Source organism: Gracilibacillus alcaliphilus, from assembly GCF_016909015.1.
Lineage (GTDB): Bacteria > Bacillota > Bacilli > Bacillales > Amphibacillaceae > Gracilibacillus > Gracilibacillus alcaliphilus.
In genome coordinates this window covers 151,364-167,702 of the sequence record NZ_JAFBFA010000003.1, presented here as the reverse complement: position 1 = coordinate 167,702, position 16,339 = coordinate 151,364, and the positions used below count along the sequence as shown (strand labels likewise).

Annotated in this window: 11 protein-coding genes; 9 read left to right on the top strand and 2 right to left on the bottom strand. The window is 38.2% G+C overall.

From position 1 onward, the window contains the following. Positions 1–4: 4 nt before the first annotated feature. Positions 5–688 carry a DUF4956 domain-containing protein gene (locus JOD18_RS03675; RefSeq protein ID WP_204667587.1) on the bottom strand — a complete coding sequence of 228 codons (684 nt, stop codon included), beginning with the start codon at positions 686–688 and terminating at the stop codon, positions 5–7. Between the two features lies 1 nt (position 689). Then, positions 690–1,451: a polyphosphate polymerase domain-containing protein gene (locus JOD18_RS03670; protein ID WP_204667586.1), complete on the bottom strand. Its 762-nt coding sequence runs from the start codon at positions 1,449–1,451 to the stop codon at positions 690–692. A 944-nt stretch (positions 1,452–2,395) separates the two neighbouring features. Here JOD18_RS03670 and JOD18_RS03665 point away from each other — a divergent pair. From JOD18_RS03665 to JOD18_RS03625, 9 genes are all read left to right on the top strand, one after another. Then, positions 2,396–5,212 carry an extracellular solute-binding protein gene (locus JOD18_RS03665; protein ID WP_204667585.1) on the top strand — a complete coding sequence of 939 codons (2,817 nt, stop codon included), beginning with the start codon at positions 2,396–2,398 and terminating at the stop codon, positions 5,210–5,212. 15 nt (positions 5,213–5,227) lie between these two features. Continuing rightward, positions 5,228–6,109 carry a carbohydrate ABC transporter permease gene (locus tag JOD18_RS03660; RefSeq protein ID WP_204667584.1) on the top strand — a complete coding sequence of 294 codons (882 nt, stop codon included), beginning with the start codon at positions 5,228–5,230 and terminating at the stop codon, positions 6,107–6,109. Positions 6,110–6,277: 168 nt separating this feature from the next. Then, positions 6,278–7,147 (top strand): carbohydrate ABC transporter permease, encoded by an 870-nt coding sequence (locus JOD18_RS03655; RefSeq protein ID WP_204667583.1) that lies wholly within the window; start codon positions 6,278–6,280, stop codon positions 7,145–7,147. An 8-nt stretch (positions 7,148–7,155) separates the two neighbouring features. After that, a complete protein-coding gene (locus tag JOD18_RS03650) occupies positions 7,156–9,198 on the top strand; it encodes a YIP1 family protein (RefSeq protein ID WP_204667582.1) in 2,043 nt (680 codons plus the stop codon). Next, positions 9,185–11,560 carry a DUF5696 domain-containing protein gene (locus JOD18_RS03645; protein WP_204667581.1) on the top strand — a complete coding sequence of 792 codons (2,376 nt, stop codon included), beginning with the start codon at positions 9,185–9,187 and terminating at the stop codon, positions 11,558–11,560. The genes JOD18_RS03650 and JOD18_RS03645 overlap by 14 nt, the downstream gene beginning before the upstream one ends. Continuing rightward, positions 11,557–12,411 (top strand): carbohydrate ABC transporter permease, encoded by an 855-nt coding sequence (locus JOD18_RS03640; protein WP_204667580.1) that lies wholly within the window; start codon positions 11,557–11,559, stop codon positions 12,409–12,411. The genes JOD18_RS03645 and JOD18_RS03640 overlap by 4 nt, the downstream gene beginning before the upstream one ends. Before the next feature lie 27 nt (positions 12,412–12,438). Next, entirely contained in the window at positions 12,439–13,440 is a 1,002-nt protein-coding gene (locus JOD18_RS03635; RefSeq protein WP_239587899.1) for a carbohydrate ABC transporter permease, read from the top strand. Positions 13,441–13,487: 47 nt separating this feature from the next. Next, positions 13,488–14,927, top strand: a complete 1,440-nt coding sequence (locus JOD18_RS03630; protein WP_204667579.1) for an ABC transporter substrate-binding protein — start codon at positions 13,488–13,490, stop codon at positions 14,925–14,927. A gap of 250 nt (positions 14,928–15,177) precedes the next feature. Beyond that, on the top strand, positions 15,178–16,173 hold the full coding sequence (locus tag JOD18_RS03625) for a glycoside hydrolase family 43 protein (RefSeq protein WP_204667578.1): 996 nt from the start codon (positions 15,178–15,180) through the stop codon (positions 16,171–16,173). Positions 16,174–16,339: the final 166 nt, after the last annotated feature.

Below are 16,339 nucleotides of genomic sequence, written 5' to 3'. Positions count from 1 at the left end.
CCTTCTAACCATTGCTGTTTTCTGTATAAGTTATTGATACTTTTAAATTGGCATTCTTTTCGCGGATGCGGTCTAATAAATCTTTATCACTCGCTTCATTTTTCATCCGAATAGCATACGTGTATAAAATCATTGTTCCAAGGTTGGTAGTTTCAACCTGACGCAAGGAAGAGCTTAGTGTATACTCGGTAAACACATCTTGCAATAAGTTTTCATAATTCAAGTTTTCCGGTACAGTTACTTTTAAGATTTGTGTATCTTTTCCTTTTCCGTATTCAAATTTGTAAAGTAAGTAAAGTACTAAGCACGCAAATATGGTGAGTACGAGCGCTAAGTCAAATCGAAAAAGTCCGCATGTCATACCTGCACAAAGCCCGAAAAAAATATATGCAATATCTTTCACATTGGTAACAGCACTTCTGAATCGGATCAGTGAAAAAATAGCAAATAACCCAAATGCTACACCGGCATTGTCACTAACTACATTCATGACTACCGAGACAATGATACTCAGAATAATAATGGTATGTACGAATGATTGGCTATAACGTTCACCTGTATATGTGATAATGTATACCTTCGTAATGATCAAGCTCAATAAGGTTGCCATGACCAATGCAAGTAATATCATATAAATGTTGGATGTTTCACCAACTTGTAAACCAAATATTTGATTAATAACGTCCATTTTATCTTCCTCCTGCTAATACATGTTCTCTTTCTAAGTCGTTCTGTAATTGGTTTTTCTGCAGCAATTCCATACTAGTACAATATTTCGAAGCGCTTCGCTGCTCACATTGTAGTGCTTGTAAAATACGAGTTAACCATAGCGGCACACTATCATTTACCTTCACTTCTAGTACAACCAGGTTATGGTCGATAAAGAGTTCCCCATCGGCCCCGTGCTCCAGAAGCAAATTATTATTACGGCATCGTAAATTGAAGTCGAATGTAATTCGTAAATCCGAATCATTTATGCCGTGGAGTGCATGCCTGTCATAGCTGACGATCATTTCTGGCCTCAATTTGTACAATCTGCGAAAATGTTCGATTTCACGAAGTACCTGCTGGTTAGATGTGTGGAAGTCAGTTAACTGTCTGTTGCTTGATGCGTTTAGGTAGAGATATGCTTCTCTTAATGGCAGCATCATCCTTCGTTTGTTGACAACGCGTTTATGTTTTTGTTTCACTTCAAAAAAAGCAGTTCCATCGATGTCCGTTTCACCATAAGTGCGCAAACGGAGTTTTTGCCGAAAAGATAGTTTGTTCTTGGTTTCAAAATAAATCTTGTGATCATCACTATCAAAGTATAAACTGCTGACAGTGTATCTTCCTTCTATACCAAATTTATCTGGACGCATGTATGGTATGAGTTGTTCCAATAAGAGCGCGTATTGGTCCAATGTAATTAGATACTTTTGCTCTTTTCTTCTGAAAATCTCTATTGCCAATTTTTTCTCCTCCCTTCTGTAAATATCTTAAAGGGGACAAATAAGATATCTGTAAAGATTTGATGAGAATTCTATGAGAATCTAGTTAGAACGCTATAAGAATACAAGATTTCGGCTTTTTTAGTATAATCACTTTCAAAATGTATCACGTTGTGAATCGTCTGTAGTCGCAAGCTTCCATGTCATTCGTGCTTTATCGTTGGGTGATTTTTGGAATACCAAAACACAACTGGAGAATAAGAGGATTGCCTGTAGATGGGTTATCATTTAAATGCTCATGATAAAGGGATATGTAATGGAGACTTCGGTATTATATCAGACGAATGATTAGATAAAATATAGATAAATTTAGACGGAGTTAATAAATAGAGAAGGCTTTGCTGAAGGCTAGATTCTCCAGGAAGGTTAATAGTATGTGATTTTTGTAACAAATTAGCACCAAAAAAAGTATTGACAAATGCATAGCAGTAGCTTAATATATTTTTTGAAAAGGGTTTCATAATTTTTTTGATTTAATCATATTAATAAAGTGAGATATCTTTTGAAGAGTCGAAGGACATTAATAGGTTTTATATGAGACTTGTTTTATTATTTGAATATGGTTAAAGGAGGGTATAAACATACAATAGGATTTTCTTTTGTTTTTATGAAACCCATTTCATTAATTTGAGACTACACTTGAAAAGTTCTTTCATAAACATTTTTATTTAATTTTAGTACTAGTATTTTGACCTATTTCATCTGAGATAAAAATGAAATCATGAACGTAATTTTTAAATGCATGTTTAAAGTGTGTGATTGTCTATATATTTAATGCTTTTAGAAAATAAAATTGTTTTTAATCTATACCAAAAAGTATGGGGGTGGGAGCTTTGAAGGGTTTTCGTTTACTCATTATCATTTTTTATTGCTGTATTATATACATGACTTTTGCATGGACTAACATGACATTGCAAGCTGAAGAAAATGATCAGCAAACAACAAACGAGGCGGACAGTGATGTGAATGTATTAGATGAAAAATACAGCAATTATCTATCAAATGAAGATGTTAACGTTTATCAGAATGACTTAATTACGTTTGATAATGTAAGCGAGTTAGTGAACGATTCAACCTTCATCACCAAATATGATGAAGAAGACATTGTACAAATCAGTCGATTAGATGAGGTAGAATTAACGATTGAAGCACCTGAGGAAGCTTATTATCAAATAGGTTTTGACTATCTTATTGAAGGAGAGCAAGTATTACCTTCCCAACTAGAAGTGAAAATAAATGGGGAATTTCCATTTTATGAATTACAAAATATTGTTTTTGAAAGCAAATGGGAAAATCCCAGTGAAGTGCAGAGCGATAAATACAACAATGAAATTACTCCACAGCCAATTAATGTGAAGGAATGGCAAGAGAAATACCTTGTTGACGCTAGTTATCGTGATAGTGAACCGTTTCTTATTAAATTAAATAAAGGGGAAAATCGTCTGCAACTAAGAGTGACAGAAGGCAATTTGATGGTTAGAACTGTTTTCCTCAAAGGAGTAGAAGCATTACCAGAACATGAACAAGCAGATGTAACAGGCGATCAATATATTGAACTAGAAGCGGAAGAGTATACATACAAAAATGATTCTTCAATCAGGGCGGCAGGTTCCTATAATGCCAACCTTACTCCGTACAGTGTGGATAATATCCTGTTAAATCATATTGACGGAGATTCCTTTTCTAGTTCCGGACATGAAATCACGTATACATTTACCGCTGATAAAAGTGGATACTACTATCTGGGTATGCACTATAATCAAAATGCTAAGCCTGATTTCCCTGTATTTATGGATGTAAAAATAGATGGTCAAATACCATTTCAGTCATTCCAGCATTATCCTGTCTCTTATACCACAGGATATCAACAAATGACCTTTGTTGATATGGAACAGAATAAGATTCCGATTTACATAGAAGAAGGAGAACATACGTTAAGTTTTCAATTAAGTATCGCACCGTTGAAACAGACAATTGAAGAAGTAGAACGATTAAGTTCTGAAATACAGACTCTTTCACTTGAATTAACCAATTTAGTTGGACCAAATGTAGACCGCAACCGGGATATTGATGTGGAATCATACATTCCAGATACTAAACAACAATTGCTGGATTGGGCTGATCAATTGGCTGCACTTTATGAAGAGATCCAACCATTCAATCCTGGTGTTAATGAAATTGGTACCTTCTCCGCCTTGTCCATAGCCGAGGTGCAACTCAGAAGTTTGGCGGATGAAGTTGATAAGCTGGCCAGCAGAAAAAATGAGTTATCTTCTATTACAGCAGATTTGGGTACCTTGCTACAAGACATTAATAATAATGGTGTATCCATTGACAAACTATATTTTTATCAAAATGAAAGCGATATCAGCACTGGGCCTGGATTCTTTGAAAAGCAATGGGCAAGTATCTCAAGGCTTTTCACATCGTTTACCAAACAAGATTATGCCGTGAATAATGTGAACCAGGAGCACTTGCAAGTCTGGGTAAACCGTCCCAGACAATATATTGAAATCATGCAGCAAATGATCGATGAACAATTTACAGCAGAAACCGGCATCGAGGTGGATTTATCCATTATGCCGGATGAAAATAAGCTGATTTTAGCTAATGCGGCAGATGAAGCTCCTGATGTGGCTTTAGGTGTGAATTATGCAATGCCATTTGAAATTGCGTTGCGTGGTGCCCTACAAGACTTGAGTGAGCTAGATGGTTTTGATGAAACAAGTCAGCTGTTCCCAGAAGGCATGCATGTTCCTGCAACCGTTCAAGATGGTATTTACGCCTTACCTGATACCTTGAATTTTTGGGTGATGTTTTACCGTAAAGACATCCTTGACCGCTTAGGCATGCCTGTGCCAAATACATTGGATGAAGTGCGAACTTACTTGCCAGAACTACAGCGCAAAGGGATGAACTTCTTCTATCCAACGGCAGGCATGCCTGGTTTGAAGACGTTTGCAGGTACGATGCCAATTATTTATCAAAACCAGGGTCGATTTTACGGTGAAACGATCGATCGTACCTTGTTAAATGAGAACGAAACAATTGAAGGCATGCGTGAACTAACAGAGCTATTTACGATCTATAACATTCCGTATGATGTGCCAAGTTTTTATCAGCAGTTCCGCGATGGTTCCCTACCCATTGGTATCTCTGATTTCCACATGTATAACCTGATTCTCAATGCAGCGCCTGAAATAGCGAATAACTGGGAGATCGCTTTAATGCCAGGGATTGAAAATGGGCAAGGGGGCGTGGAGAGATGGTCTGCCGGCGGAGCAGAAAGCAATATCATGTTTAAAGATACAGATAAAAAAGAGGCATCATGGGAGTTTATGAAGTGGTGGGCCAGCACCGAAGTGCAAATCGCCTTTGGAAACATCCTGCAAACCACGTACGGCAAAGAATATATGTGGAATACGGCAAATATCGAAGCATACAATGGGCTGCCATGGATAACCAGTCATAAAGAGGTCATTCTCTCTCAGGCAGATTGGATAACAGAGGTGCCGCGTGTGCCTGGAAGTTACATGTTGGAAAGAGAACTAAGTAATGCCTATAACTCTATTGTATTGGATGGCGAAAACTTACGTACAGCCATTGACCTTGCCAGCAAGCGAATTAATCGTGAAACTGCCCGAAAGCTAGAAGAGTTTGGGTTTATCAAAAACGATGAACGGATTGAGCCTTATGACAATCCTGAACATCAAAACGAGTAATGGAGGGACAACACTATGTACAAAGATAATAAAAGTCCTTATCTCTTTTTACTCCCATACATTGCCGTATTTTCCCTGTTTATTATTGTTCCAGTGGCAATGGCCATTATCTTATCTTTCACTAACTTTAATACAGTGGAGATACCTGAGTTTATTGGGATTCTCAATTATATCAATCTGTTAACACAAGATGAGATCTTTATGCAATATGTGCTGCCGAATACCGTACTGTTTGCCATGATTGTAGGTCCGGGTGGATATGTGCTTTCCTTTTTACTTGCTTGGTCTTTAGCCCAGCTTACACCGCTGCCGCGGATGGTCTTAGCATTAATCTTTTATTCCCCTTCTATGACACAAGGGGTAGCCATGGCAGTGGTATGGAAAGTTATTTTTAGCGGTAATCAAGCCGGTTATGCCAACAGCTTGTTAATGCAATGGGGAGTTATTACAGAACCATTAATTTGGCTGCAGGACACACGCTTTATCTTATTAATTATGATTATTGTGGCCCTCTGGAGCAGTATGGGTGTTGGCTTTTTGGCTATGCTGGCTGGAGTGTTAAATGTAGATGAATCTTTATATGAAGCTGGGGCAATTGATGGAATCAAAAATAGATTGCAAGAATTGATTTATATTACGATTCCTTCCATGAAACCACAGATGTTATTTGGTGCCGTAATGGCTATCGTGGGCACCTTCTCAACCGGTGCAATAGGAGTCGAATTAACTGGCGCCAATCCTACACCTGGTTATGCCGGCCAGCTAATTGTGAATCACATTGAGGATTATGGATTTATCCGTTTTGAAATGGGGTATGCAGCTGCCCTATCTGTTGTACTGCTGTTGATTATTTATCTGTTTTCCTATGTTTCGAAAAAGCTCTTTAGTGAGTCCTAAGAAAGGTTGTTCAAAAAGTCCAGTAAAAATGACACGGCGAATTTCTGCGTTGGCTTGCTTTTCCGCTCCTTGGAAAAGAAGATCACTTTTCCGGCGTGCAAGACCGTTTGCTCAAAGACTGCGCCGCTTTGAACTTCTTGAACACCCACTTAAGAAAGGAAGGTTGAGATGGCTTTTAAAGGTAACGGGATTAATCCCAAGAAATTTCATAAAGATCAGCTTAAATTTTATCTGTTTTTAATTCCATTTGCCATTTTCATGTTACTACCCATCCTCTTTATTATTAATCATGCTTTGAAACCGTTAGACGAACTGTATGCCTTTCCGCCAAGATTCTTTGTAGATAAACCCATATTGGATAATTTTCGGAATCTATTTGATTTGGCTAATACATCAGGTATTCCATTAAGTAGGTATATATTTAATAGTCTGTTAGTTACTGTTGCTGTCGTTTTTTTATCCGTTTTTATCTCGTCTTTAGCAGGATATGTTTTATCCAAAAAACATTTTCGTGGTAAACATACGATCTTTGAAATTAATAATGCAGCCTTGATGTTTGTCCCTATTGCGGTTACAATTCCTCGCTTTTTAACCGTCTCCTATTTAGGGATTGAAGACACGTATTTTGCACATATATTACCCTTGATTGCTATGCCTGTTGGCTTATTTCTGATCAAGCAGTTTATTGATCAGATACCGAATTCCCTTATCGAAGCAGCAGTTATTGACGGTGCGAGTAATTTCAAGATTTATTGGAAGATTATTTTACCTTTAATTAAACCAGCCATTGCAACTGCTTCGATTTTGGCCTTCCAATTGGTATGGAATGACTTGGAGACATCTACCTTATTTACAACAAGTGAAAGTATGCGAACACTCGCATTCTTCATGAACACATTAGCAGCAGATACCAACGTGGTAGTTGGCCAAGGAATGGCAGCAGCAGCAGCACTAATTATGTTTATACCAAATCTCATTCTCTTTATTATCTTACAAAGTAAGGTCATGAACACGATGTCACACTCCGGATTGAAGTAGGTGTAATAATGACGAAGATAAAAAATTTAATACAGGTGATGTTATTCGTTGTATTAACCTTTACACTGACATCCGAAAGTGTGCTTGCTAATACAGCGTACAAAACCTTCACCGAAGATGGCTATGGACAATATGTAGAAACACAAACTGCCTATACAGTACGAGAAACGATTGTGCAATTGGATGATGAACTATTTATCCAAGCACAGGATATGAAAATTGGCAAGGATGGCTTGATTTACATTGCTGATACAGGCAACCAGCGTATTTTGGTCGGTACTTCCACAGGAGAACTGGTCCAAGTAATTGGAGAGGATATACTACAAAGGCCGACGGGAATTTTCCTTTCCCATGATGACAAGTTATATGTAGCAGATGAGGTCGCAGCAAAAATATTTGTTTTTCAATTAGATGGAAAGCTGTTACAAGAATTTGAGCGGCCGGATAGTGTCTTATTCGGGGAGACGGCTAACTTTATTCCTCAAAAGGTAGCTGTAGACCGCCGTGACAATATTTACATCATTTCCAGCGGTAATCCGAACGGAATTATTCAAATGAATGCCAACACAGGAGAGTTTATTGGTTACTTTGCTCCCAACCAGACAGTGGTAACACCTCTCACCGCCTTCCGTAAAGCAATCTTTACAGAAGAGCAATTAAGCCGAATGCTCGATATCATTCCGGCAACTGCTACGAATATTAATATGGATGAAAAGGGATTAGTATATGCCGTTTCACAAGGAGAAAATGTCGAAGGGATACGCAAATTAAATGTTGCTGGGCAAAATATCTTAGAGACCACTGTATATGATGACTTCCCTATCTCTGTCGGGTTAGGATCATTAGATAACATCTTTGTCGCTGGCGAAAATGGGTTTATCTATGAATATACAAGCGAAGGAAACTTATTATTTGTCTTTGGTGGACAAGATGATGGGCGTCAGCGGGTCGGTTTGTTTAACAAAATATCGGCCATTGCTCTTGATGAACATGATCAAATTTATGCCTTAGACCCTGAAAAGAATCAAATACAAATCTTTCGACCAACTGAGTTTGCCGATCTTGTTCATACCAGCTTGGAACTTTATCAAAACGGAGATTACGCCATGAGTAAAGAGCCTTGGCAGGAGGTCATTCGGTTAAATGGGTTGTTTGACTTTGCCTATTTAGGGCTTGGGGAAGCTTATTTCAAAGAGGAGAATTACCAAGAAGCCTCTGAAGCCTTCCGGCAAGCCAAATATAAAGAGGGATATTCGGATGCCTTCTGGGAAGTTCGCAATACATGGATGAGAGAACATATTATATATCTCGTTTATATACTCATAGGACTTGTGATCTTACGCAAGCTATTCTCCTTCCTTAATAAGAAATATCAATGGACTCATCGGATACGCAACAAAGTGCGTGCGCGATTCCGCTTGAAATGGTGGGACGATATCGTGTTTATGAAAAACATGATCCGTCATCCGTTAAATAGTTATTACAGCATTCAGCACGAAAATAAAACGGGCATGCTATCGACCGTGATATGGATATTGATTTTCTTTATGCTTTTTATTGCTGAGAAATACTTCTCCGGATTTATCTTCCGCTATGTAAGGGATGGAGAATATACACTTGGATTAGATACAGGGATGTTTTTGGGGGCGTTCTTATTAGTAATCTCATCTCTCTATTTAATATGTACGATTAATGATGGAGAGGGAAAGTTTCAACATATATTCAGCGGTTTTGTCTATGCCTTTGCACCCTATTTTGTTTTTAAACCATTCCTTATTTTGATTAGCAATGTACTTACTTATAATGAGGCCTATCTTCTCTACCTCGCAAATTTCATTATTTATGCGTGGGTTGCGGTATTGCTTTATATCATGATAAAGGAAATAAATGGTTATACAAATAAAGAGACCATTAAAATCATTTTATTAACTCTGTTTATGATTTTGATCCTATTATTATTATTATTTATCGTATATATACTGATTTTGCAGATGATACAGTTTATTATTTCGATTATTAATGAGGGGGTGTATCGTTTTGAAAATCGCTAAACCTAAATTAACAACGATTATAAAATGGATAACCTTCCTCTTGATCACCAGTGCCTTTATCTACTTGGTTATACAAAATGATGATGGCGAACAGGCGATTGATGGGCCAGTTACACCTGATGTACCAGTTGCAGAAAACACAGAAGAACAAGATAGTGAAGGTGCAGAGAATGAAGAAGTGGAACAAGGTGAAGAACAGGCAGAAGATATCGTTCCAGAGCAAATTGAAGAAGAAGTAGCAATAGAGGCAAGGGCTCAAATCATAACAGAAAAACGAGATGAAATTGATGATCATGTCTTCTGGATCGACAATGAAACATATGAGCTTTATTTAAAAGAAGAGAATCTATCGGTTATTTTGCGAGACAAACAGACCGGTGCTGTCATGTATTCGACGGTCAAGGATCCGATTGACAGTAATGAATCATGGAAAAACTTTACTACATCGGGAGTTGTGATGGAATATTTGGTTGATACCAATATTGTTGTTCATCGGGCAGATATGTATTCTGAAAATCCAACTAAAGAAATTGCCAAAACGGATACTGGATTTATAGCGAATATCTATTACCCTGAATTAGAAATCGGCTTTGAGGTCCAAGTATCTTTAACAAATGAAGGAGTAACTGTTGACATTCCTCAAGAATCTATAGAAGAAAACTCTGATCGTTATAAGATTTCCGGCTTTTACATTTATCCATTTCTCGGCTATTCCCAGTTAGGGGAACGTGATGGTTACATGTTTATCCCAGACGGATCAGGGGCGTTAATACATTTAAAAGATAATGATGGCCGATACAGACAACCATACTCAGAAATGGTGTATGGCAGAAATGTTGGTATTGATGACCCTTATGTCTTGTCCTTGTTTAATGATAAGGATCCATTCAATGATCCTGAAAATATTTTAGCACCTGTGTTTGGTATGGTACAGACAGACGCAGAAATCGGTTACTTAGGTATTATCGAAGAAGGGGAGTTTAGTGCACAGATAGAAGCTTACCCTAGCGGAGCCATCCTTCCTTATAATTGGATTACCGCTAAATTTATTTATCGTCAAGTTTATAACCAACCGACCAGCCAAGACGGAGGTATCATGCCAGTTCGTCAGAAGAATAGAAATGACTTTGATATTAAAATTCATTATCAATTTGTTTCAAAAAATCATGCGAATTATATGGGACTCGCTTCTACCTATCGAGATTATTTATTAGATAATAAACTGATTAATCAAAAAACAGAAGAGTTTAAGGCAAGGGTGGATTTCTTAGGTGCGGAAGTAGAAGATGGATTACTGATGAAAAAGGATGTTGTGATGACCACCTTTGACGAGGCACAGCAAATACTGCAGCACTTACAAAATGATGGTGTAGCTAATATGTTATCAATCTATAAAGGCTGGCAGCATAAAGGACTCTATGGCGGCTTGCCAGTGCGGTCATATCGCCCAGAGTCTGGTTTAGAGAAGGAATTAGCCTTACATGAGTTATTAGATTGGTCTCAAACGGAGAATATTAATCTGTTTCTTTATCAAGATGCCTTGCGTATCAATATGGAGGAGTTAACGCAAACGAGATATAAACTGATGAAAAAATTCAATAAACGTACACATTCAGATAATGTCTATGGCAATGTCTATCAGTCCTTTAACTATTTGAATCCAGCCTCTTCTGTTGCACTGCTAAACAACATGAAGCAGGAGTATCAGAACGAAGGTGTCTCACAAATCGCCTTAAGCGGTATTTCTAATCATTTATTTTCTTATAGTGAAGGTAACCAAGAGTTTGATCGAATGGCAACCAAAAATCAATATCAAGACATCATCGAGACCTATCATCAAGAATTCGATTTAGTGTTAGAACAGCCTTTTGCATACTTATGGAATGAAACCAATGCCATTATCGATTTACCAACCAAGTCATCTGATTATGTCTTTACCGATGAGGATATTCCCTTTATCGCACTGACCTTAAAAGGATTGGTTCCCATGTATGCGGAATATACGAATTTCCAAGCCAATCAGGAGGAATTTTTCTTACAACTGGTAGAACAAGGACTATCCCCTTCCTTCTATATTACGGAAGAAGATCCGGCAGCCTTGAAAAATACCAACTCGTCGGAGATTTACAGTTCGCAATATGAAAGATATCGAGAGATCATTCCTTCCTATTACCAAGAACTGCAAGCCATCCATCAATACATCGAAGGTGCCCGGATTATTGGACATGAGCGCTTTGGCAGTGTAACCAAGGTTACGTATGATAATGAAGTAGACATCTATGTCAACTACAGCGATACGGAACAAGAGATAGATGACCAGCGTATTGATGGCTTGTCTTATAAGGTGGTGCACAGCGAATGAAAATAAAACGACATACGATTTACGGCTACTTGTTTATTCTGCCTTGGTTGATAGGTTTCCTATTATTAGTGATGTGGCCGATGGCACAATCCTTCTACTACAGTTTAAACAGTATGCGTATCACACCGGTTGGATTACAGTTTCGATATGTTGGATTAAACAATTATCTCGATGTGTGGCTGAAAGATATGTTTTTCTTGCAGGAGTTACTTGGCTTTGCCTTAAACACCTTACTGCGCGTGCCGGTCATTGTTGTATTTGCCTTGATTATAGCGGTACTGCTTAATCAACAGATTAAATTTAAAGGAACGTTTCGAACGATCTTTTTCCTGCCGGTTATTGTGGCAAGCGGCCCCGTGATTAACCAATTAATTGACCAAGGGGCCACCTCAATTCCTTTAGTAAATCAAGATATTATTATCGGGCTCTTAGCCCAAATCTTTCCGCTGTTTATCGCCAGTGTGGTGGCTGATTTATTCAGTCAGATTATTGTCATTCTTTGGTATTCTGGAGTACAAATCCTTATTTTCCTGGCCGTATTACAAAAGATTGATCCCAGCTTATATGAAGCAGCCAAAATTGACGGCGGATCAAGCTGGGAATGTTTTTGGAAGATTACCTTACCGACGATTAAGCCGATTGTTTTAATCAATATGGTATATACCCTTGTTTCTCTAGCAAACAGTGGCCAAAATCCGATTATTGAACTAATTTATGCCAACATGTTTGATGCCACACGAGGTTATGGCTTTGCCTCAGCAATGGCTTGGATGTATGCGATTATTATTGGGATCATGCTGATTATTATGGCCTTAGCCTTTCGCGAAAGAAAAACTAAACGTGCCTTTTAACATATGGCAGGAACAGGAGGCGATGAAATGACAGTAAAACATAAGGCAAGCCTAACCGGAGTGATGCGCAGCCAGTCGGTGTCATGGAAAGAAAAATGGCGGATTATCAAGGCAAAACTAGCTAGATTCCTATTCGGTTTTAATGATCGTAAAGGCTTTTTACTGAAGGTTGTCATCTACACATTGCTTTTATGTATCGGCTTTGTTTACTTGTACCCCATGTTATATATGTTTATTACAAGTATGATGCCTTTATCCGATTTGCTGGATTCAGCCGTGCGTTGGATTCCATCCAATCTATATACAGAAAACTACCAGCAGGCATTTTCGGTTATGAATATACGTAACTCCTTGTTTGGAAGTGTTGTGATAGCCTTTGTCCCTACTCTATTTCAAGTGGTGGTTGCTTCTCTTGTCGGGTATGGGTTTGCACGATTTGACTTTCCTCTGAAGAGGCTATTGTTTGGTTTGATGTTATTTAGTTTTATTATCCCGCCTCAAATTCTGATGATGCCTACCTATCGTTTATTTAGTGAGTTAGGACTGACTGGCTCTTTAAATGCATTCTGGATACCGGCAGCATTGGGCCAAGGGATAAACAGTACTATTTTCATCTTAATTTTTTATCAATTTTTCAAGCAAACACCTAAATCATTATATGAAGCCGCCGAAGTCGATGGAGCCGGTCCGTTTATCAGTTTCTTCCGCATCGCGATTCCAATGGCTGTCCCGGCATTTCTGGTATCCTTTTTATTCTCCTTTGTTTGGTATTGGAATGAGACCTATTTGACGACGTTATATTTAACAAGTCAGTCAACAGACATTACGACGATACTATTACAGCTGCAGCAATTTGAACAAAATTATGAAACACTCTACCCTGCAGCAGAAAATAATGCCAGCAGAATTAATGAAGGGATAAAGATGGCGGGTACGGTAATTAGTGTTTTACCATTATTGATTATTTACTTTTTCTTACAGAAACACTTTGTAGAAAGTGTGGATCGGACTGGTATTACCGGTGAATAATCACCGTAATATAATAAACTTTTGATTACAAGAAATGGGGGAAAAAAATGACAAGAAAAGCATTAGGAAAGTTATTAGTTATGTTATTTGTACTACTGGTTATTGCAGTGGGGTGTTCGTCCGATGATACAGGGAGTAATACAGAGAGTGACAACGGTGTGAATGACGGTGCAGAAAGCGGCACCTTGCCGGAAATGACGGATGATGAAATTACATTGACGTATGCATCGTGGAAAAATCATGAATTAAATGAGTTTTTGGCAGATAAATTCATGGAAAAATATCCGAATATTACGGTTGAAGTTGTCCCGTTAGACACAGAGGGTTGGAACGATAATCTAACCAACTTGGCAAGCACTGGTGAGTTACCTGATGTCTTCTGGTATAATGGCAATGTAGATATTGCGATTCGGAATGGTTGGTTAGGCGATTTTACTGAGTATTTTGAGGCAGATCCAGAGACGGAGGACTTGTTAGATACGATGGTAGATCCAGGATATTTTGATGGGGAGCGTAAAATGGCTGCAGCTACAGACTATTTTCCATATGCGGTATTCTTAGATGAGAATTTATTTGAGCGAATGAACGTAGATATGCCTTCGCCTGACTGGACGTATAATGAAATGATCGATTTAATACAAGAGATGACTGTGCCAGAACAAGGTATATTCGGATATAATACTGGCGGTAAATTGTTAACGATAGCTCCTATAGTCAATCAAGATGCAGTAGGTGAATTCGGCTGGGATGGAGAAAAGTATGATTTAACAACCGATTGGGCAGAAGCAGCAAATCTTCGTGCGGAGTTTATCCGCAGTGGTGTACACGCCCCATTGTTTGATACCGATGAAGCAGAGGCTGCCTTTGGTGATAGGGAAATATGGCCAGCAAGTACAGGGAAAGTCGCAATCCAAATAGATGCCTGGTGGACGGTAGGGGCATTCTCAGAACCTGAATTTACAGATAAAGGAATGAAATGGGTTCCATATGTAGTACCAAAAGGAGATAACGCCGAGACAGAGAATAAACCGGCCTATATTGATTTTGGCACTATCTCTCCAGCAACGGAACATCCACGTGAGGCGTATGAATTGATGAAATTCTTTGGCTGGAGTAAAGATGGCTGGGAAGCGAAATTAGAGGCGTTTAAAACCATGGAGGATGGTAATGGCAATTTAGTATTTAAACACCCTGATGGATTACCATTAATCAAAGACCAGGAAATTTGGGATGAATTACGTACTTTATTGCCTGATTCGCATTATCACGACGATTTCTTAGAAAGGGCAAAAAACCCTGTTTCCTTAGGTGGCCGAGCACTTCCTGGATTTGAAACATTCTTAGGTGAGGTATATTTTGGCGGAGAATATGGTGATGTTGAAACCGCCATTACTAATGGAGAGGTAAATGCTCATGATATTGCCCCAGATTTAACTGAAAAAGCTAATGAATATTATGAGGCGGCATTAGAAGAGTTAAACTATTAATCCATAAAAATAAGGATAAAGCCTAGCGTCATAAAGGTGAGGCAATCACAGTTAGTAATAGATGATTGCCCTGCCTTTTATTTATCGTGAATACAAACGTTGAATTTGTTTAGTTATCCTGCTTAGGAATGGGCTAACTCTGAAGATTTTAAATGTATTTTAACAGATCATTTTCTTCTATTATGTTGTTGCTACAGATGTGTATAAAACCCCTTGTAGTTTTTAATAGCAAAAGAAAGGAGCAAGTATGATGACCATTTATAATTGGGCCTCAAATACTTCAAACCCTCAAAAAGAACTAAAACTTTCAGAAATTTTGGTGCATGATCCATTTGTGTTTGCTTGCAATGATACAAAAACGTATTATTTATATACTTCAGGAAGTCCGAGGTTTACGGATTTAAATCGTGATGGCGTTTTAATGTATATAAGCGAAAATTTAATTGATTGGGAGGGACCATTTGTTGTATTCGAGGTTCCTGATGGAACGTGGGCCAATCCTACTCATGGTATATGGACGCCAGAGGTTCATCTTTACCAAGAGAAATACTTTCTTTTCGTAACGCTACATAATAAGGAATCTCTAATTGAAGCTGATTTTGAGGCGTTTGGTCAGCAACATGCTAGGGGAACAGCTATTGCTGTTGCTGATTCTTTGGAAGAGCCGTTTACATTGATAAAAAAGGATGGGCCTATACCTCCTGAAAACTTCATGACACTAGATGGTACGCTTTACCTAGAAGATGGAAAACCATGGATGGTGTATTGTCATGAATGGATACAGATCATTGATGGTACATTTGAAGCTATCCCGCTAAAGTCTGATTTGACCGCAGCGGTTGGTGAGCCTATCCATTTATTTAAAGCATCTGATGCCCCTTGGATTTATCAGGAGAAAATACCAAGCAATAAGCGAACGGTTTATGTATCTGATGGCTGTCAATTGTATAAAACCAAAAGTGGAAGTCTAGTGATGTTGTGGTCTAGTTATAACAATGAGGGGTATGTACAAACGATCGCACGTTCAAAATCCGGAAAATTATATGGACCTTGGGAACAATTGGATCCGCTCGTTCAAGATGATAGTGGTCATGGAATGATGTTTCAAACGTTTGAAGGAGTATGGCTACTTATCCTGCATCAACCTTTTGCACCCCCATACTCACGTGCGAAAATCTATGAAATGGTAGAAACGGAAGAGAGTTTTACAGTTGTTCGATCGAGAAGTGACTTAGATTATGCTTAGAACTGAATCAGATATGATTAAACATAAAGGAAGTTAATAAATATCTAGCAACCATCCGTCACTTTCAATAAGTATCATGTTTCATAAGTGAGTGATGAAAAGATATCCAGAAATCCTGTCATTTAAAACATTTAAACCTACAGGATGGGATGACTAGTTTGCAAAA